We start from the raw sequence: 18,369 nt of genomic DNA, 5'->3' as shown, positions 1-18,369 counted from the left end.
CCGACGAGAATCCGCTGCGGGAGTGGAACAGCTCCACACGAACAGCCGAGATCCACTCACCCCACTGCCGCGTCCGCGCGTGCTGGACTCGTGACGTGGCGGAACTGGACCCGACGGGACCCCTGCGGCGCATCGTGATCCTCGGCGGCGGCTCGGCGGGCTGGATGTCCGCCTGCTACCTCGCGAAGTCCCTCCCCGACGTGCGGGTGGTCGTCCTCGCGGCGCCCGAGATCCCGCGCATCGGGGTCGGCGAGGCGACCATCCCCAACCTGCAGAGCGTCTTCTTCGACCTCCTGGGGTTGTCCGAGGACGACTGGATGCCGCACTGCAACGCCAGCTTCAAGATGGGGATCAAGTTCGTGAACTGGGCGACGCCGGGCCGGGGCGAGGCCCGGGTCCGCGACGCCTACTACCACGTGTTCGGGCTCCTCCGGGAGCACGAGGGACTGCCCCTGTCGCAGTACTGGACCCAGCGGCGCGCCGACGGCGAGCCCACCGGCACCTTCGACGAGGACTGCTACTGGGAGCCCGCGCTCATGGAGGCGCGCCGGGGTCCGCGGTTCGCCGACGGCACCTCGGCCACGGCCCACGCCTGGCACTTCGACGCGAACCTGCTCGCGGACTTCCTCGCCCGGCACGCGACGACCGTCCTCGGGGTCGAACACGTCGAGGACCGCATGACCGAGGCCCTGCTCGACGAGCGCGGGTACATCACCGCCCTGCGCACCGCCGGCGGGCGGGACCTCGAGGGGGACCTGTTCGTCGACTGCTCGGGCTTCGCGTCCCTGCTGATCAACCGGACGATGGGTGAACCGTTCCTCGACATGGGCGACCGCCTGCGGTGCGACCGCGCCGTCGCCACCCCCGTCCCGTACGACGACGCCGACCTCGAGCCCTACACCTCCTCGATCGCCATGAGCGCCGGGTGGACCTGGAAGGTGCCGCTGCTGGGGCGGTTCGGCACCGGCTACGTGTACTCGGCGGACTTCCAGGACCCCGACGACGCCGCGCGGGAGTTCTGCGACCTCTGGGGTCTCGACCCGGCCGAGGCCGACCTGCGCCACCTGCGGTTCCGGGTGGGGCGCAACGAGCGGGCGTGGGTGCGCAACTGCGTCGGCATCGGACTGTCGTCCTGCTTCCTCGAGCCCCTGGAGTCCACCGGCCTCTACTTCGTCTACGGCGCCCTCTACCTGCTCGTCCGGCACCTGACCGACCGGCGCTTCGCCCCGGGCCTCGTCGACCGGTTCAACGCCGAGGTGGTGCGGATGTTCGACGACAGCCGGGACTTCCTGCAGACCCACTACTGCCTCTCGCCCCGCACCGACACCGCGTTCTGGCGGTCGCAGCAGGACCTGACGCTGAGCGACGACGTACGGGAGAAGATCGCCACCTACCGGGCGGGGCTGCCGGTCAACCAGCCGACGGTCGACGTCGGCACCTACTACGGCAACTTCGAGGCCGAGCTGCGCAACTTCTGGACCAACGGGAGCTTCTACTGCGTCTTCGCGGGCCTCGGGATCGAGCCGGACGGACCGATGCCGGTGCTCGCCCACCGGCCGGAGGCCGTGCGGTCCTCGGCCGACGCGTTCGCGGCGGTGGCCGCCGAGCGCGACCGGATGCTGCGGGACCTGCCGCCCACCGTGGAGGACGTGCGCCGGGTTCAGGGGCGGGGCGACCGGACGACCTGATCGACCGCGGCGACGGCCGAGGCCACGGCGGACTCCACCCACGCGGGTCGGTCGGCCGTGTGCTCGCCGGCGAAGGCGAGACGTCGGGTCCCCCGGAGCCGGGCCGGTCGCCGGGCCACGCAGCCCCGCGCCCACGGCTCGTCCGCCCAGGCCACCGAGGCCGTCCCGACGACGAGGTCGGTGAACCCGGGCAGGGCGCGGTCCACGTCGGCGAGCACCCGCGCGTGACGCTCGTCCGCCGGGAGGGCGCCCAGGCCCTCGGCGTCCTCGGCGATGGCGTAGCCCGCGAGCGCCGCGGCGGCTCGGCCGGGCACGGCGTCGGGGAGGTAGAGCTGCCGGGCGACCCCGCCCACGAAGGAACCGCCACCGGTGGGGCGGACCGGCGCACGCAGGGCGACGCCGACCTTCGTGGCGGCGCCGTACGGGGTGGTCGCCACGAGCTCGTGGTCACCCGTGGGGAGACCGAACAGCGACATGGTGCGCAGCACGGGGACCGGCGCCGTGCACACCACCGCGTCGTGGACCGAGCGGTACCCGTCGGCGGTCGTCACCGTCACGTGGTCGTCCGCGGCCGCGATCCCGACGACGGGCCGGTCGAGTTCGACCGGCAGTCCTGCCGCGAGCCTGTCGGTGAGGACGCCGAGTCCGCCCTCGAGGGTGCACAGCGCGGGGTCGAGTTCCGATGCCAGGTCGAGGACGAAGCCCGCGAGCCCCGCCCCGCACCGTCCGCGCAGGTCGTCGTCGCCCCGCAGCCGTCCCGCCAGCCCGGCCGGTCCGCCCGGCACGTCGTCCGACAGCCCGGCGGCGATCGCCGGGGCGTCGGCGCGCACGGAGCGGCGCGCCTCCGGCGGGCCGAGGGCGTCGACGACGGCCACGAGCCACCCGAGAGCACCCGCGCGACGCTCGTCGAGCGGCCGACCGGCCAGCCCGCGGGCCTCGGCGGCGAGCACCGGGCCGGCGTCGGCGACCCGGACCGGCCCGGTCGGGCGGAGCACGACGTCGTCGGCGTGGCCGAACATCGTGCGGAACGGTCGCAGGCGTGCCCCGAGCCCGAGCTCCTCGACCAGGGCGAGGGTGCGGTGCGACTCCGGCGGCAGCCGCATCGCCCCGAGGTCGACCGCGGCGCCGCCCGGGAACCGGTGGGTGCGGACCCGGCCGCCGATCCGGCCGGAGGCCTCGAGGACGCGGACCCGGACGCCGCGGTCGACCAGGCGGCGCGCCGCGACCAGCCCGGCGACGCCGGCCCCGACGACGAGCACGTCGCGGGTCACCGCAGCGCGGCGCTCACCTCGAGGAACCGGTCGTTCTCCTCCGGCGTGCCCACCGTGACGCGGAGGTGGCCCGGGATCCCGACGTCGCGCACGAGCACCCCGGCGTCCAGGTAGGCCTGCCACGTGGCGTGCGCGTCGGCGTGCGGGAGGCCGCCGTAGAGCAGGAAGTTCGCCGTGGACGGGACCACGGCGTAGCCCTGGTCGGTCAGCGCCGCCGCGATCCGGTCGCGCTCCCGCGACAGCGTGCCGACCAGAGCCAGGGTCTCGTCGGCGTGGCGCAGCGCGGCGAGCGCCGCGGCCTGGGTCAGCGCCGAGAGGTGGTAGGGCAGCCGGACGAGCATGAGCGCGTCCACGACGGCGGGGGCGGCGGCGAGGTAGCCCAGGCGGCCGCCGGCGAAGGCGAACGCCTTGGACATCGTGCGGCTCACCACGAGCTTGTGCCCGTGGGTGGCGAGCAGCTCCACCGCGCTCGGGCCGGAGGAGAACTCCACGTAGGCCTCGTCCACCACGACGATGCCGGGCGCCGCGTCGGCGATCGCGGCCAGCTCGTCGAGCTCCACCGACTGCCCCGTCGGGTTGTTCGGCGTGGTCACGAACAGGATGTCGGGCCGTGCCTCGCGCACCACGTCCACGGCGGCCGCGGCGTCGAGCGAGAAGTCGTCCCGGCGCGGCGCCGGCAGCCACTCGGTGCGCGTCCCGGCCGCGAGGATGGGGTGCATCGAGTAGCTCGGCTCGAATCCGAGGGCGAGTCGCCCCGGGCCGCCGAACGCCTGCAGCAGCTGCTGGAGCACCTCGTTCGAGCCGTTGGCGGCCCAGAGGTTCTCCGGCGCGAGCGCCACCCCGGTGGCGGTGGTCAGGTACTCCGCGAGCGCGGTGCGCAGGGCCACGTGGTCGCGGTCGGGGTAGCGGTGCAGCGTCGCGGCCGCCTCGCGGGTCGCCGTGGCGACGTCGTCGACGAGCGCCGGCGGCGGCGGGAACGGGTTCTCGTTGGTGTTGAGCGCGACCGGCACCTGCAGCTGCGGCGCGCCGTAGGGCGAGCGGCCGCGCAGATCGTCGCGCAGCGGGAGGTCGGCCAGCTCGACGCCCGCACCGACGACGTCGCTCACTTGACCCACTCCCGACGGTTCCCGAAGCGGGCCGCCACGGCCTGGCCGTGGGCCGGGAGGTCCTCGGCCTCGGCGAGCGCGACGACCCGGTCGGCCACCTCGCGCAGGGCGTCCTCGGAGTAGTCGACGACGTGGATGCCGCGCAGGAACGTCTGCACCGACAGCCCGCTGGAGTGCCGGGCGCACCCCCCGGTGGGCAGCACGTGGTTCGACCCGGCGCAGTAGTCGCCCAGCGAGACCGGGCTGTGCGGCCCCACGAAGATCGCGCCGGCGTTGCGGATCCGGGCGGCGACGGCGGAGGCGTCGGCGGTCTGGATCTCGAGGTGCTCGGCGGCGTAGGCGTCGACCACCGCGATCCCGGCGTCGAGGTCGGCCACGAGGATCGTGCCGGACTGCGGGCCGGACAGGGCGGTGCGGATGCGCTCGTCGTGCTTCGTGGTGCCCACCTGGGTGGCGAGCTCCGCGTCGACGGCGTCGGCGAGCTCCGGGCTCGTGGTGACCAGTACCGAGGCGGCCGACGGGTCGTGCTCCGCCTGGCTGATCAGGTCGGCCGCGACGTGCACCGGGTCGGCCGTGTGGTCGGCCAGGATCCCGATCTCGGTGGTGCCGGCCTCCGAGTCGATCCCGATGCGCCCGCGCAGCACGCGCTTGGCCGCGGTGACGAAGACGTTGCCGGGGCCCGTGACGGTGTCCACCGGGTCGAGCGGCGTGCCGTCGGTGTCGGTGCCGCCGTAGGCGAGGAGCGCCACCGCCTGCGCGCCCCCGACGGCCCACACCTCGTCGACGCCGAGCAGGGCAGCGGCGGCGAGGATCAGCGGGTGCGGCCGGCCATCGAACTCCTGCTGGGGCGGCGAGCAGACCACGAGGCCCTCGACGCCCGCCGCCTGGGCCGGCACCACGTTCATGACGACGCTGGACGGGTAGACCGCGAGACCGCCCGGCGCGTAGAGGCCGACGCGGGCGACGGGCACCCACCGTTCGGTGACGGTGCCGCCGGGGACGACCTGGGTGGTGGTGTCGGTGCGCCGCTGGTCGGCGTGGACCGTCCGCGCGCGCTCGATGCTGGTCTCCAGGGCGGCCCGGACCTGCGGGTCGGTCGCCTCGAGGGCCTCGCGCAGCGCCGCGGTGGGCACCCGCACGGACTCCGAGCGCACCCGGTCGAAGCGCTCCCCGTACTCCAGGACCGCCTCGACCCCCCGGTCGCGGACGTCGTCGATGATCGGACGGACCTTCTCGACGACCGCGTCGACGTTCATCTCGGCGCGCGGGAGCATCGAGCGGAGTTCGGCGGGGGCCGGGACGCCACCGCGGAGGTCGGACCGGGACAGGAGCGTCGTCACGTGCCCAGGGTAACGAGGCACCCCGACATCATCAGGTGCAGGATGGTTGTGGAAACAACTGTTAGCCGTCCGAAGGAGCACCCATGAGCGACGACGCCCGGCGTCCGCTGCTGCAGATCATCGTCGCGAGCACCCGGCCGGGACGCATCGGCGAGCCGATCGCGCGGTGGTTCGCGGAGTACGCCCGGGCGTACGAGGGCTTCGAGGTCGAGATCGTCGACCTCGCCGAGGTGGACCTGCCGATGTTCGCCGAGCCCGAGCACCCCCGGTTCGGCCGCTACACCCTCGACACCACCAAGGCGTTCAGCGCGACGATCGCCCGGGCGGACGCCTTCGTGTTCGTCACCCCGGAGTACAACCACAGCTTCAACGCGGTCCTCAAGAACGCGCTGGACCACCTCAACCGCGAGTGGGCCGGCAAGCCCGCCACGATCGTCAGCTACGGCGGGGTCGCGGCGGGGACCCGCGCCGCCGAGGCGCTCTGGCCGGTGCTCGTCGGGCTGAACATGGTGCCGGTGTCGGCTGCGGTGCCGATCCCCTTCGCCATGAAGAACGTGTCCGGCGAGGGCGACGAGCGGGTCTTCTCCCCCGCGCCCGAGACCGAGGCGGGCGCGAAGGCCGCCCTGGACGGGCTCGCGGCCTGGGTCGGGAAGCTCGGTCTGCAGGGCACGCGCGCCTGAGCGCCGTCCCGGAACGACAGGAAAGCGTCGTTGCCTGCACCGGGTGCAGGCAACGACGCTTTCCTGTCAGGGGGGTGCGCTACAGCCCGTTCCGCGTCACCGAGAAGTTGGTGACCTTGAGGCCCTTGCCTCCGGTCCACGGCTCGAACCCGGCCTGGACGCTGGTCATGTACCAGGTGGACTTGATCACGCCGCGGGCCGTGGCGTCCTTGACGAACGAGTCGATCGGCAGGTTCGACACCGACGTCGTCGGGACCTTCTTGACGTAGGAGATGACCGGCAGGTCGATCTTGCCGTACCAGACGGTGTAGACCTGCCCGCCGATGTTCACGTCGTAGTACGGCTTGCCGATCGGCTGGACCCACGAGGTGCGGTTCAGCCAGATCATCATCTCGGCGCCCGTGTTGCGGCCGGACTGCGTGGCGCTCGGGTCGAACCAGATGTCGTAGGCGGTGTTGTACTGGTTGACCGGCTGCGACTTGTCCGGACCCGTCGTCGCGAAGTTCGAGCGTACGGTGCCGAGAGACTTCACCGGGGCCGGGAGGACGTTCGTCGAGCCCGGGGTGCAGTAGCCGTACACGCAGCCACGGTAGAGCGACGGGTACGAGGACGGGCCGCCGTTGTTGGTGCCCTCGGCGACGTCGAGCGAGAAGCCGGTGTCGAACGGGGTGATGCACTGGTTCCTGCTCGTGCCCCACCGGTTGTTCTGCGCGACGTACTTGCCGCCGACGAGCTTCGAGCCGAACTGGTCGCACACCTGGGGGTACGTCGCGGCCGACGCGACCGCGTTGCCGACGAGGAGCGAGCCGGCCGCCACCACGAGGGTGAGCAGCGCAGCGACGAGGAACCGCGTCCTGTGGGTGGCGCGGGTGGCGGCCCGGCGTACCGCTGCGCGACCGCCGTGGTGGGTGACCGTTGTGTCCGGCGTCCGATCCATCATCGTCTGTCGTACTCCCCGTGACCGTCCGCAACGGTCTGCTGCCATTGCGGTACGACCGCTACCTCGCGGTCGCGGGGACCGTCGTTAGCGGTTCCTTCGAAACGTCACCCCGTCGAGCGTGTGCGCCCCCCGTTCGCGGGCACACTGCTCCTCGTGAGTCAGACAGCGGAGATCGGCGTCAGCGGCCTCGCCACGATGGGGCGCAACCTCGCACGGAACCTCGCGCGGCACGGGCACGCCGTCGCGCTGCACAACCGGACCGACAAGCGGACGAAGGACCTCGCGGAGAACTTCTCCGACGAGGGCACGTTCGTCCCGACGTACTCGGCCGAGGAGTTCGTGCAGGCCCTCGAGAAGCCGCGCCGGATCATCCTCATGGTCCCGGCAGGCAAGGCCACCGACGCGGTGATCGACGAGTTCGTCCCCCTCCTCGAGCAGGGCGACGTGATCATCGACGCGGGCAACGCGCACTACGCCGACACCCGCCGTCGGGAGAAGGCGCTCTCGGAGAAGGGCCTCAACTTCGTCGGGATGGGCGTGTCCGGGGGCGAGGAGGGCGCCCTCAACGGCCCCTCGATCATGCCCGGCGGGCCGAAGGAGGCCTACGACAGCCTCGGCCCGCTGCTCGAGGACATCTCGGCCAAGGTCGACGGGGAACCGTGCTGCACCCACATCGGGGCCGACGGCGCGGGTCACTTCGTCAAGATGGTGCACAACGGCATCGAGTACGCCGACATGCAGCTCATCGCCGAGGCCTACGACCTCCTGCGCAAGGGCCTGGGCATGGACCCGGCCGCGATCGCCGAGACGTTCACGGCGTGGAACCGGGGCCGTCTCGACTCGTACCTCATCGAGATCACCTCCGAGGTCCTCGCGCACGCCGACGCCGAGACCGGCAAGCCGTTCGTCGACGTCGTCGCCGACGAGGCCGAGCAGAAGGGCACCGGCCGCTGGACCGTGCAGGCGGCGCTCGACCTCGGGGTGCCCGTCACCGGCATCGCCGAGGCGACGTTCGCGCGCTCGCTCTCGGGCAACCGCACGCTGCGCGACGCGGCGAAGGACCTGCCCGGCGTGTCCGGCGCCCGCCTCGAGGGCGCGGCCGCCGAGGGCTTCGCCGACGACATCGAGCAGGCGCTCTACGCGTCCAAGATCGTCGCCTACGCACAGGGCTTCAACGAGATCCAGGCCGGGGCCGAGGAGTACGGCTGGGACATCGACCTCGGCAAGGTCGCGAGCATCTGGCGCGGCGGCTGCATCATCCGCGCGAAGTTCCTCGAGGAGATCACCGCGGCCTACGAGCGGGAGCCGGGCCTGACCACCCTGCTGACCGACCAGGCGTTCGCCGAGGCCATCGGCGGGGCCCAGGACTCCTGGCGTCGCGTGGTCGCGTCCGCCGCGCAGCTCGGGATCCCGACGCCGGGCTTCTCCTCGGCCCTCGCCTACTACGACGGCATCCGGGCCGACCGGCTCCCGGCCGCCCTGGTGCAGGGCCAGCGCGACTTCTTCGGGGCGCACACCTACCGGCGCACCGACCGCGAGGGGACCTTCCACACCGCCTGGGCGACCGACGACCGGGCCGAGTCGGAGGCGTAGATCTCGGACGTCCGGGAGAAAACCGGACGACCCGGACGTTGAGAGGTCATGCTCCCCGTGCAGGCACCTGCGAGCGACGGCGGTCTCGCCGGCTGGGCGACCGACCTCATGGCCTCGTTCGGGGCCCCCGGCGCCGGCCTCATCGTCGCCATCGAGAACGTGTTCCCCCCGATCCCCTCGGAGATCATCCTGCCGCTGGCGGGCTTCGCGGCGGGTCGGGGGGAGTTCTCGGTCTGGGCGGCGATCATCTGGACGACGGCGGGGTCGGTGGTCGGCGCGGTCGCGCTCTACCTGGTCGGGATGCTCTGCTCCGACGGCTGGGTCCGGCGCACGATCGCCCGGATGCCGCTGGTCTCCGAGGACGACGTGGCGAAGGCGGAGGCCTGGTTCGACCGGCACGGTCGCGCCTCGGTGTTCTGGGGCCGCATGATCCCCGGCGTCCGGTCGTTCGTGTCCATCCCGGCCGGCCAGCGCCGCATGCCCTGGTGGGAGTTCACGGCGTTCACGGCGCTCGGCAGCCTGATCTGGAACTCGGTCTTCGTGGGCGGCGGGTACGCGCTCGGCTCGCAGTGGCAGCTCGTCGAGCAGTACGCGGGGGTCTTCCAGACGGTCGTGCTCGTCCTGCTGGTGGCCCTCGTGGTGTTCATGCTGGTCAAGCGCTACCGCAGGCACCGGGCGGTGAAGAAGATGGAGGCGCCGACGCAGGTCCTCCGCGTTCCCGACGACGAGGCCTGACGGCCGGTCCTCAGGGCTTCCGCGAGATGCCGCCGACCAGATCCACGACGCGGTCCCAGGGATTGCGGGCCCCGTCGGGGTAGCGCCGCCGGGAGCGGAGGTCCCGCCGGGATCCGGGGCTGTACCGACGGCGGGCCCAGGGCGAGGTCGGGCGGGCCAGGCGCAGGGCGCCCAGCAGTGCCACGGGTGGCACGAACACCCCGATGATCGCGGTGACGATCTTGCCCTTGAACGCGGCCGTGATGGCCGCCCCCGTCGTCAGGATGACCGACAGCGCGACGCCGAGCGCGCCGTCCTCGCCGTTCGTGCCGAAGGGGTTGGCGCCGAGCACGAGCAGCGTGCCGACCACGGTCACCATGAGCACCGCGTCGACGGAGAGCCGACCCTCGTCGGACCAGTAGACGTCGGCGAGGCGCAGCCACAGGGCGAACTCGTCCAGCGCGAGCGCCGCCCCCGCGCCGAACGCGACGGCGAGGACCGTGCGCCACCCGCCGTCGGGACGGTAGATGAACTCCCCCGCCCCGGCGAGCAGCATCAGCGCGATGCCGTAGACGAGGTGGTGCACGTGGACGCCACCGACCGAGGTGTCGCGGAACGGGCCGCGGCCGGCGCGGATCAGCCGGGTGATCCCGCGGGTCACGAGGAACACCACGAGGAACGACCCGAGCATCCAGACGGCCGTGATCCGCCCGTCGTCGAGCCGCAGGTCGAAGGTCACGCTCATCGGGGCCTCCTCGGCGTCACGCGCATCGTGACGGACCGAGGAGCCCCGGGGCGAGACCTACGTGCCGGCGAGGCCCTGCTTCTGCCGCGACCGCTGCCGGTTGCGGGTGTGCGAGTCGAGCTCGACCTTGCGGATGCGGACCGCGGACGGCGTCACCTCGACGCACTCGTCCTCGGAGCAGAACTCCAGCGCCTGCTCGAGGGACAGGTGCCGCGGCGGGGTGAGCCGCTCGAGGACGTCCTGGCTGGACTGGCGCATGTTGGTCAGCTTCTTCTCGCGGACGATGTTGACCTCCATGTCCTCCGAGCGGGAGTTCTCCCCGATGACCATGCCGGTGTAGACGGTGGTGGTCGGCCCGACGAAGAGGTCGCCGCGGTCGGCGAGCAGGCCGACGGCGTGGCCGGTCACCGCTCCCCCGCGGTCGGCGATCAGCGAGCCCGACAGCCGCGCCCGGAGCTCGCCCACCCACGGCCCGTAGCCGTCGAAGAGCTGGTTCGCGATGCCCGTGCCGCGGGTCTCCGTGAGGAACTCCGTGCGGAAGCCGATGAGGCCCCGCGACGGCACCCGGTACTCCATGCGCACGTGCGACGAGGTCGCCGAGTGCGTCATCTCGAGCATCTCGCCCTTGCGGGCCGCGAGCAGCTGGGTGACCGCGCCGAGGTGTTCCTCGGGGACGTCGACCGAGAGGCGCTCGAACGGCTCGTGAAGCTTGCCGTCGACGGTCTTCGTGACGACCTCGGGCTTGCCGACCGTGAGCTCGAAGCCCTCGCGGCGCATCTGCTCGACGAGGATCGCCAGCGCCAGCTCGCCGCGGCCCTGCACCTCCCAGGCGTCGGGACGCTCGGTGGGCAGGACGCGCATGGACACGTTGCCGACCAGCTCGGAGTCCAGGCGGTTCTTCAGCAGGCGCGCGGTGAGCTTCGTGCCCGGCTTCGGGTCGCGCCCCGCCAGCGGCGAGGTGTTGATCCCGATCGTCATCGAGATCGCGGGCTCGTCGACGGTGATGCGCGGCAGGGGGTGCGGGTCGTCCGGGTCGGCCAGGGTGTCGCCGATGGTGACCTCGGCGATGCCGGCGACCGCGACGATGTCGCCCGCGTCGGCGTGCTCGGCCGAGACCCGCTCGAGGCCCTCGGTGCGCAGCAGCTCGGTCACCTTGACGCGGGTGACGGTGCCGTCGGCGCGGCACCAGCCGACCTGCTGGCCGCGGCGGATGCGCCCGGAGCGGACCCGGCACAGCGCGATGCGGCCGAGGTAGGCCGACGCGTCGAGGTTGGTGACGTGGGCCTGCAGCGTCCCGTCCGGGTCGTCCGCCGGCGCCGGCACCTCGGAGAGGAGCAGCTCGAACAGCGGGTCGAGGTTCTCGGACTCGGGCACGGTGCCGTCGGCGGGGCGCTCCAGGGAGGCCTTGCCGGCGCGGGCCGAGGCGTAGACGACCGGGAGCTCGAGGAGCTGGGAGACGACGTCGTCGTCCATCTCCAGGTCCGTCGCGAGCTCGAGGAGCAGGTCGAGCGACTCGTTGACGACCTCCTCGCACCGGGCGTCGGCGCGGTCGGTCTTGTTCACGGCGAGGATCACGGGCAGGCGGGCCGAGAGCGCCTTGCGCAGCACGAAGCGGGTCTGCGGGAGCGGGCCCTCGGAGGCGTCCACCAGCAGGACGACGCCGTCGACCATCGACAGCCCGCGCTCGACCTCGCCCCCGAAGTCGGCGTGGCCGGGGGTGTCGATGATGTTGAAGGTGACGTCCCCGCGGCGCACGGCCGTGTTCTTCGCGAGGATCGTGATGCCCTTCTCGCGCTCGAGGTCGCCCGAGTCCATGACCCGGTCGACGAGCTCGGCACGCGCGGCGAAGGCGCCCGACTGGCGGAGCATGGCGTCGACGAGCGTGGTCTTGCCGTGGTCGACGTGGGCGACGATCGCGATGTTGCGCAGGTCGGTGCGCAGGGCGGGATCGGCGGACCCGGGCCGCTCGGGTGCGGACGTGGTCACGAGGAGAGACTTCCTTCAAACAGGGTGCCGGACCCTTCCAGGTTACCGACCGTGATCCGCCGGGTCGTCGGGTGGACCGATGGCGTGCGCCACGTGGTCCCCGTCGACCGCTCCGGCCAGGCGTTCTCCCAGCAACGGGGCGAACTTCGCGAGGTTCCCGCCCCACAGGACGTGCACGTTCCCGGCCCGGGCCGTCCGTACCCCGTCACCCTCCCCCGCCGTCGGGGTGCAGGTGACCTCGTCGACCGGGGCCGGGTCGAGCTCGGGGATCCGCTCCGCGACGTGCGCCGTGACCGCGTCGCGGGACCGGCGGCGGACCTCGTCGAGGGAGTTCTCACCCGTCGTCGTGAGGGCGTCGGGCAGGTGGCCGCCGATCGCCCAGGCGCCCTCCGGCGTGCGGTGCTGGTAGGTCGAGGCGAGATCCGGTCCGGGGGTGCCGTCGAGGTGGGCGGGCGGGACGGTCGCCCGCGGCGCGCGGAGCCGGAACGCGAGGCGGACGTGGTGGCAGAACTCGGCGGGCACCTCGATGCCGACCTGCGCGGCGAGCTCGGCGGTGCCCGCCCCCGCCGTCAGGACGATCGCGTCGGCGATCAGCTCGTCCAGGTCGACCACCCGGCCCGGTCGCAGGACCGGGCGCAGGGCCTCCTGCAGCAGGCGGCCCGCGCCGGCGAGGTCGAGCGCTCCCCCGGCCGGATCGCGGAGCGTCGGTCCCTCGGTGCGTCCGAGCGTTCCCGACGGCTGGTCGCCCACCTCGTGCGCCGCACCGGCGGCTCCCATGGCCGCCGCCCAGTCGTCGACCCGTGGGCCGGAGACGATCGCGCCCTCGGCGCCGAGCAGCGGGCGCCCGGCGCGCTCCGACCAGGCGTCCCAGAGCCCCCGGGCCTCCGCCGCCGCGGCCACCAGGGCGGGGTCGCCGTGGGCGAGCCGGAAGATCCGGGACGCCCCGACGCTGCGTGCGCCCATCGGCCGGCGCGCCTCGAGGACGGTCACGTCGTGCCCGCGCCGGACCAGCGCGTCCGCCGTCGCCAGCCCCACGATCCCGGCACCCACCACGGTGACCCGCATGAAACTCAGGGTCGCACCCCGATCCCGCGCGGCGCAGTCCGGCGCAGGCTCGACGTCATGAAGATCGTGGTGTGGGTCCTGGTCGGTATCGGCGCGCTCGTGCTCCTCGGCGGGGTCGTCCTGCCGCTCGTGCACTTCCTGCTCGGCGCCCTCGGCTGGCTGATCGCGGGCGCGCTCGTGATCAGCGGCGGCATCTGGCTCGCGAAGCGGGCCGGTGCGCACGGGGAGGTGGACGCGGGCGACCCGCAGCGCCTGAGGTGACACCGGCAGCTCACGAGGGTCACGCCAGGCAGCTCCCCGAGCCGTCGGCCCTGCCTGACGTCACCCTCGCGGCGGTCAGCGCGTGCCGACGAGGACCGGCCGCCCGACCCCCTCGGCCTGCAGACGGGAGCAGTCGCCCGGCACCGCGACCGGGAGGGACCTCGTGCCGAGCGCGCGGAGGGTCAGCCCGATGGCCAGACCCGCCGTCGGGAGCTGGCCGTGACCGATGAGGATGCCGTCGCAGACCGCCTGGAGCCGGATCGAGCGGATGCCCGGCAGCGCGGACGAGGCGGGTGGGGTGACGGTGTCGTCCTGGTCGGTCCACAGCGAGAGCCAGGGGATGTCCGGCCGGGGCGCCGCCGCGAGCCGGGCGAGCAGAGCGCTGCCGGGGGCGAGCTGCTGGCAGGCCCGGGGGCAGGCGCCGGGCACCAGGGCACCGCCGGCCGCGGCCAGCTCCGCGCCCTGCAACGGTGACCCGAGGGTGACCACACGGCGGATCGCGGGCGCCGTCGTCCCGGTCTGCAGGTACAGCCACGAGGCGACGCCGCCGGCGGAGTAGCCGATGAGGTCGACGCTCGTGGCGTCGTCGTGGCGGATGAGGTCGCGGACCGTGTCGTCGATGGCCGCCGCCTGCGCGGCGAAGTCGCCCGTCCCGCCGTCGGGGAGATCGACGACGACGGCCGGCCGCCCGACCACCCGCAGGCGCAGCGCGAGCGCCTGCAGCGCGTCGGTGTTGCCGCCGTATCCGGGGACGAGCACGACCGGGCCCATGACCGCCGGGTCGGCCTGCGGCGGCACGGCGTACTCGCGGGCCACCGACACCCCGACGAGCACCGCCACGGCCAGCACGATCCCCGCCATGACCAGCACGAACAGGCGGCGTCGCGGGGCGAGGCCGCCGAGGGGCGCACGCTGGGGCCACCGGGTCACGACCTCCAGTGTGCCCATGATCGTGTGTGCTCGCGTTAGCGTGCGTCCTCGTGGAGCCCCGTGACGTCGCCCGCGTGTACCGCCGCCTCGAACCCCTGCACTCGATGATCTACTTCGCGCCCGAGGTCGGTGAGGAGCTCGGCGAGCTGGGGATCGAGCACCCACGGGCCCAGTACTTCGCGCAGCGCTCGGCCGCGATGGGCGCAATCGGGCCGGGGGTCGTGGCGGCGACGTACTACAACTTCAACCCGGCGCTGGTCGCCCGGTTCGTACCGATGATCTGGCTGTCGGCCCCGCCCGAGGTCGTGCTCAACGCCCGCCTCCGCGCCGCCGACCGGGCGCTGCGCCGCCTGCTCGGGGACGCCGTGTCGTCGCGGGAGTGCGAGCGGGCGGGCGTGCTGGCCCGTCGGGCGTCGGAGGCCTGCACCTCCGAGGACCGCGTGCTCTACGCCGCGCACGCCGACCTGCCCTGGCCCGACGAGCCGCACCTGGCGCTGTGGCACGCGATCACGCTGCTCCGCGAGTACCGCGGCGACGGGCACCTCGCGGCCCTGCTCGCGGCGGGCGTGTCCGGGGTCGAGGCGCTCGTCCTGCACACCGCGACCGGGAAGGGGTTCCTCCCGGAGGTGGCGCAGAAGACCCGCGGGTGGTCGCCCGACCAGTGGGGCGAGGCGGTCGCGGGGCTGCGGGACCGCGGGCTGGTGGACGGCGAGCTGTCCCTCACCGCGGAGGGGGCGGCCTTCCGTGAGGAGATCGAGACGCAGACGTCCCGGACTTCCGCGGCGCCGTGGGAGCACCTCGGCCCCGACGCGACCGCCGAGCTCGCGGAGGTCGGCGGCGGCCTGACGAAGCGGCTCCTCGCGGCCGGCGCCTTCCCCGAGGGCGTCTTCGCGCCGGCCGCGGACCGGTCGGCGACGTAGCCGCTCCCCGCCGCGAGGGTGACATCAGGCAGGGCAGACGGCGCGGAGAGCTGCCTGATGTGGCCCTCGCGTGCGTTCCGGGTTCATCCGCCGCCGGCCGGATGATCGGGGCCACACTGAGCTGACGCAGGCGTTGCAGTGCGCAATGGTTGCGTGCGTGAACGAAGCGGTGGACGCCCTCATGGGCACGACGAGGCTGCTCGTCGGGATCGCGACCCGGGCGCTCGAGGACCTCGACGTGACCCTCCCCCAGTTCCGGCTCCTGCTCGTCCTCGACGACCTCGGCCCGAGCGCGGGCACCGTCGCCGCGCACCGGCTCGGCTCCGCCGCCTCGTCGGTGACCCGCCTCGGCGACCAGCTGGAGGCCTCGGGCCACCTGACCCGTCGTCGGGACCCGGCGAACCGCAGCGTCGTGGTGCTCGAGCCCACCGAGGCCGGGCGGGCCGTGGTCGCCACCGTCCTGGCCCGTCGTCGGGAGGCCCTCGCGGACCTCGTCGGCCGCCTGCCGGAGGAGCACCGCGACGCCCTCACCACCGCCCTCTCCGCCCTCCGGGACGCCGCGGATCCCGACGGCACCGGCCCTCTGGAGCTGATGAACCCGTGACCGTGACCCGACGTCCCGGACCCCTCGCCGACTTCACGCTGACCCCGCGCGTCGGGGCGATCGTCGCCTGGGCGATCCCGATCGGTGCCCTCGGCGCCGTGGCCGCGTGGCTGCTGCTCCGGCTGATCGGACTGATCACCAACGCCGTGTTCGGCGGCCGGTTGGCGACCGACACGGTGAGCCCCGGGCAGCTGCACGCCCCGTGGTGGGTGGTGCTCGGCGCGCCCGTGGTCGGCGGGCTGGTCGTGGGCGTGATGGCGCGCTACGGCTCGGAGAAGATCCGCGGCCACGGCATGCCGGAGGCGCTCGAGGCGATCCTGTTCAAGCGCAGCGTCGTGGAGGGGAAGGTCGCGCTGCTGAAGCCGACCTCGGCCGCGATCAGCATCGGCACCGGCGGGCCGTTCGGCGCCGAGGGCCCGATCATCATGACCGGCGGGGCCCTCGGCTCCCTCGTCGCGCAGCGGCTGCGCCTCACCGACGACGAGCGGAAGGCGCTCATGGTCTCGGGGGCGGCCGCGGGTATGGCGGCGACGTTCAACGCCCCGCTCGCGTCCGTGCTCCTCGCCGTCGAGCTGCTGCTCTTCGAGTGGCGGCCGCGCAGCTTCCTGCCCGTGACGGCGGCCGTGGTGACGGCGACGTTGCTCCGGGCGCCGCTGCTCGGGTCCGGGCCGCTCTTCGGGCTCGACACGGCGGGCTGGCGCATCGACGTGCCCGCGGAGCTCCTCGCGATCGGGATCGGGGTGCTGGGCGGGCTGCTCGCCGTCGCCGTGACCGCGCTGGTCTACCGCTCCGAGGACACCTTCGAACTGCTCCGCGGCCGCCTGCACTGGATGTGGTGGCCGGCGATCGGCGGACTGATCATCGGGATCGGCGGGCTGATCGTGCCCCGGGCGCTCGGGGTCGGCTACGACGTCATCGGTGACCTGCTCTCCGGCCACGCCGCGCTCTCGCTGATCGTCGGCATCCTCGTGGTGAAGTCGCTGATCTGGGGGCTGTCGCTCGGCTCGGGGACGTCGGGCGGGGTGCTCGCGCCGACGTTCATGATCGGCGCGGCCCTCGGCGCGCTCGCCGGACTGGTCCTGCCGCCGGTCGGGCCGGGGTTCTGGGCGCTGGTCGGGCTCGCGGCGACGGTCGGTGGTGTGATGCGCTCGCCGCTGACGGGCGTGGTCTTCTCGCTCGAGCTCACCCACGCCTGGTCGGCGCTGCTCCCGCTGCTCATCGCCTCGGCCACGGCCTACGGCGTGTCGATCCTGCTCCTGCGCCGGTCGGTGCTGACCGAGAAGATCGCCCGCCGCGGCGGGCATCTCTCCCGCGAGTACGCCGTCGACCCCTTCTCGGTGCGGTTCGTCGACGAGGTCATGTCCCCCGTTCCGGACGACGGGTCGGGGCGCCTCCGCCTGCGCGTCGCCGACGACGGCCGGCTACTCGGGGTGGAACGGCGCTCCGGGGAGCTCGTGGCGGACCCGGTGACGGTCGGTCCGGACGACACGCTCGCCGACGCCCGGGAGCGGCTCCTGGCCGCCGGGGTCTCGGCAGCACCCGTCGTCGGGAAGGACGGGGAGGTGCTGGGGACGACGACCCTCGCGGCGCTGCTCGGTCAGCCCGCCGGAGCGGGGGCGAGCCGGACGAGGCTGTCCGCGGCGGGGATGACGTAGTAGGCGCCGGTGAGGGCGGTCGTGTAGCGGGTCAGGGCGTCCCGCGGACCGTCCTGCCCGGCCATGGCGTCGAGCATCGCCGCGAGCGGCCCCTGCGAGGCGCAGAAGCCGACGAACATCGTGCCGTGGTCGGTGGTGTCCCCGTAGGCGGAGTTGCGACGGACGATGTGGCCGTAGGTGTCCTGGTCGGTCCGCGCGGCGTGGGCGTCCGCCGGCTTCGGGTCGAGCTCGACCGAGTCGGGCTTCGTCCGGCCGATGACGTCCTCCTGGGTGCTGCGGTCGAGCGCGGTCCAGCGGTCGGCGTCGTGGCGCCACTTCTGCAGCAGGAGCACCGACCCGCCCGCGCCGGGCTGCCCGTCCGGCACGAGCACGACCCCGGGGGCCTCGGCCGCGGGCGGGTTCTCGGTGCCGTCCTCGAAGCCGGTGAGGTCCCGGTCGTGGTGGTGGGACCAGGCGGCGGTCTCGTCGGCGAGGTCGGCGACCCCGTGGAGGGCGGCCACCGCGGTGGTGCCGCCGTCGAACACCACCGAGCGACTGCCGCCGGACACCCAGATCACCGCGTCGTGCTGCGTCGCGGGCATCGAGAAGCCGTCCGGGCCGGTGACCGGCTCGTCGTACCCGTGCACGTCCGCCGGGGCGTCCTGCGGCGCGGCCTCGGCCCACAGCTCCGGGCGCATCCCGACGACGAGGCTGACCGCACCCGTCGTCCGGACCGAGACGGCGAGCTCCGCGAGCGCGTGCGCGAGGGCGGCGGCGTCCACGTGGGGTCGGCGGTCGAACTCGAGGTAGACGTGCGAGGAGGTGCCGAGGGCGAGCACCCCGTTCTGCGGGACGGCCATGGTCGGGACGGTACCGGCGTCACCGGGCGGGA

General features: G+C 73.7%; 17 protein-coding genes. 8 read left to right on the top strand and 9 right to left on the bottom strand.

Going from position 1 to position 18,369, the window contains the following annotated elements; all coding sequences use genetic code 11:
• Window positions 1-95: 95 nt before the first annotated feature.
• On the top strand, window positions 96-1,688 hold the full coding sequence (locus tag BJ983_RS07075; protein ID WP_343053835.1) for a tryptophan halogenase family protein: 1,593 nt from the start codon (window positions 96-98) through the stop codon (window positions 1,686-1,688).
• Here the strand turns inward: BJ983_RS07075 and BJ983_RS07070 are convergent.
• The 3 genes from BJ983_RS07070 to hisD are packed head-to-tail and all read right to left on the bottom strand — an operon-like array spanning window position 1,661 to window position 5,339.
• Window positions 1,661-2,959 carry an FAD-dependent oxidoreductase gene (locus tag BJ983_RS07070; RefSeq protein ID WP_179793173.1) on the bottom strand — a complete coding sequence of 433 codons (1,299 nt, stop codon included), beginning with the start codon at window positions 2,957-2,959 and terminating at the stop codon, window positions 1,661-1,663. The two genes, BJ983_RS07075 and BJ983_RS07070, sit on opposite strands and share 28 nt — an antisense overlap.
• Window positions 2,956-4,065: a histidinol-phosphate transaminase gene (locus tag BJ983_RS07065; protein WP_179793172.1), complete on the bottom strand. Its 1,110-nt coding sequence runs from the start codon at window positions 4,063-4,065 to the stop codon at window positions 2,956-2,958. The genes BJ983_RS07070 and BJ983_RS07065 overlap by 4 nt, the downstream gene beginning before the upstream one ends.
• Window positions 4,062-5,339 carry a histidinol dehydrogenase gene (gene hisD / locus BJ983_RS07060; RefSeq protein WP_179797449.1) on the bottom strand — a complete coding sequence of 426 codons (1,278 nt, stop codon included), beginning with the start codon at window positions 5,337-5,339 and terminating at the stop codon, window positions 4,062-4,064. The genes BJ983_RS07065 and hisD overlap by 4 nt, the downstream gene beginning before the upstream one ends.
• Window positions 5,340-5,488: 149 nt before the next feature.
• Here hisD and BJ983_RS07055 point away from each other — a divergent pair, with 149 nt between their 5' ends.
• Window positions 5,489-6,085: an NADPH-dependent FMN reductase gene (locus BJ983_RS07055; protein ID WP_179793171.1), complete on the top strand. Its 597-nt coding sequence runs from the start codon at window positions 5,489-5,491 to the stop codon at window positions 6,083-6,085.
• Between the two features lie 79 nt (window positions 6,086-6,164).
• On the opposite strand, the gene BJ983_RS07050 is transcribed toward BJ983_RS07055, so the two are convergent.
• On the bottom strand, window positions 6,165-7,025 hold the full coding sequence (locus BJ983_RS07050; protein WP_179793170.1) for a GH12 family glycosyl hydrolase domain-containing protein: 861 nt from the start codon (window positions 7,023-7,025) through the stop codon (window positions 6,165-6,167).
• A 153-nt stretch (window positions 7,026-7,178) separates the two neighbouring features.
• Between BJ983_RS07050 and gndA the strand changes: the two genes are divergently transcribed.
• A complete protein-coding gene (gndA, locus tag BJ983_RS07045) occupies window positions 7,179-8,618 on the top strand; it encodes an NADP-dependent phosphogluconate dehydrogenase (protein ID WP_179793169.1) in 1,440 nt (479 codons plus the stop codon).
• Window positions 8,619-8,666: 48 nt separating this feature from the next.
• Window positions 8,667-9,353, top strand: a complete 687-nt coding sequence (locus tag BJ983_RS07040; RefSeq protein ID WP_179793168.1) for a DedA family protein — start codon at window positions 8,667-8,669, stop codon at window positions 9,351-9,353.
• Window positions 9,354-9,363: 10 nt separating this feature from the next.
• On the opposite strand, the gene BJ983_RS07035 is transcribed toward BJ983_RS07040, so the two are convergent.
• From BJ983_RS07035 to BJ983_RS07025, 3 genes are read right to left on the bottom strand one after another with little or no spacing between them, the layout of a single operon-like run.
• Window positions 9,364-10,077 carry a hypothetical protein gene (locus BJ983_RS07035; protein ID WP_179793167.1) on the bottom strand — a complete coding sequence of 238 codons (714 nt, stop codon included), beginning with the start codon at window positions 10,075-10,077 and terminating at the stop codon, window positions 9,364-9,366.
• A gap of 57 nt (window positions 10,078-10,134) precedes the next feature.
• Entirely contained in the window at window positions 10,135-12,063 is a 1,929-nt protein-coding gene (typA, locus tag BJ983_RS07030; RefSeq protein ID WP_179793166.1) for a translational GTPase TypA, read from the bottom strand.
• Between the two features lie 42 nt (window positions 12,064-12,105).
• Window positions 12,106-13,128, bottom strand: a complete 1,023-nt coding sequence (locus BJ983_RS07025) for an NAD(P)/FAD-dependent oxidoreductase (RefSeq protein WP_179793165.1) — start codon at window positions 13,126-13,128, stop codon at window positions 12,106-12,108.
• Window positions 13,129-13,185: 57 nt separating this feature from the next.
• Here BJ983_RS07025 and BJ983_RS07020 point away from each other — a divergent pair, with 57 nt between their 5' ends.
• The gene (locus BJ983_RS07020; RefSeq protein WP_179793164.1) at window positions 13,186-13,389 is read left to right on the top strand and encodes a hypothetical protein; all 204 of its coding nucleotides are present in this window, start codon (window positions 13,186-13,188) and stop codon (window positions 13,387-13,389) included.
• Between the two features lie 75 nt (window positions 13,390-13,464).
• Here BJ983_RS07020 and BJ983_RS07015 read toward each other — a convergent pair whose 3' ends face one another.
• Window positions 13,465-14,319 carry an esterase/lipase family protein gene (locus BJ983_RS07015; protein ID WP_343053831.1) on the bottom strand — a complete coding sequence of 285 codons (855 nt, stop codon included), beginning with the start codon at window positions 14,317-14,319 and terminating at the stop codon, window positions 13,465-13,467.
• A 50-nt stretch (window positions 14,320-14,369) separates the two neighbouring features.
• Between BJ983_RS07015 and BJ983_RS07010 the strand changes: the two genes are divergently transcribed.
• The 3 genes from BJ983_RS07010 to BJ983_RS07000 all read left to right on the top strand — a co-directional run bounded on the left by BJ983_RS07010 (window position 14,370) and on the right by BJ983_RS07000 (window position 17,498).
• A complete protein-coding gene (locus BJ983_RS07010) occupies window positions 14,370-15,239 on the top strand; it encodes an SCO6745 family protein (RefSeq protein WP_179793162.1) in 870 nt (289 codons plus the stop codon).
• A 157-nt stretch (window positions 15,240-15,396) separates the two neighbouring features.
• Entirely contained in the window at window positions 15,397-15,843 is a 447-nt protein-coding gene (locus tag BJ983_RS07005) for a MarR family transcriptional regulator (RefSeq protein ID WP_218890142.1), read from the top strand.
• Window positions 15,840-17,498 (top strand): chloride channel protein, encoded by a 1,659-nt coding sequence (locus BJ983_RS07000; RefSeq protein ID WP_179793160.1) that lies wholly within the window; start codon window positions 15,840-15,842, stop codon window positions 17,496-17,498. Before BJ983_RS07005 ends, BJ983_RS07000 begins: the two co-directional genes overlap by 4 nt.
• On the opposite strand, the gene BJ983_RS06995 is transcribed toward BJ983_RS07000, so the two are convergent.
• The gene (locus BJ983_RS06995; protein ID WP_179793159.1) at window positions 17,441-18,337 is read right to left on the bottom strand and encodes a Dyp-type peroxidase; all 897 of its coding nucleotides are present in this window, start codon (window positions 18,335-18,337) and stop codon (window positions 17,441-17,443) included. The two genes, BJ983_RS07000 and BJ983_RS06995, sit on opposite strands and share 58 nt — an antisense overlap.
• Window positions 18,338-18,369: the final 32 nt, after the last annotated feature.

Source organism: Actinomycetospora corticicola (genome assembly GCF_013409505.1).
GTDB lineage: Bacteria > Actinomycetota > Actinomycetes > Mycobacteriales > Pseudonocardiaceae > Actinomycetospora > Actinomycetospora corticicola.
Note: the sequence above shows the minus strand (reverse complement) of the source record. Positions and strands in the feature narration are given on the sequence as shown.

Bases quoted from the DNA above. Each gene is read 5' to 3' on its own strand.
- hisD (WP_179797449.1), bottom strand. From the start codon at position 5,339: ATGCTCCCGCGCGCCGAGATGAACGTCGACGCGGTCGTCGAGAAGGTC.
- BJ983_RS07055 (WP_179793171.1), top strand. From the start codon at position 5,489: ATGAGCGACGACGCCCGGCGTCCGCTGCTGCAGATCATCGTCGCGAGC.
- BJ983_RS07050 (WP_179793170.1), bottom strand. From the start codon at position 7,025: ATGATGGATCGGACGCCGGACACAACGGTCACCCACCACGGCGGTCGC.
- BJ983_RS07040 (WP_179793168.1), top strand. From the start codon at position 8,667: ATGCTCCCCGTGCAGGCACCTGCGAGCGACGGCGGTCTCGCCGGCTGG.
- BJ983_RS07035 (WP_179793167.1), bottom strand. From the start codon at position 10,077: ATGAGCGTGACCTTCGACCTGCGGCTCGACGACGGGCGGATCACGGCC.
- BJ983_RS07025 (WP_179793165.1), bottom strand. From the start codon at position 13,128: ATGCGGGTCACCGTGGTGGGTGCCGGGATCGTGGGGCTGGCGACGGCG.
- BJ983_RS07020 (WP_179793164.1), top strand. From the start codon at position 13,186: ATGAAGATCGTGGTGTGGGTCCTGGTCGGTATCGGCGCGCTCGTGCTC.
- BJ983_RS06995 (WP_179793159.1), bottom strand. From the start codon at position 18,337: ATGGCCGTCCCGCAGAACGGGGTGCTCGCCCTCGGCACCTCCTCGCAC.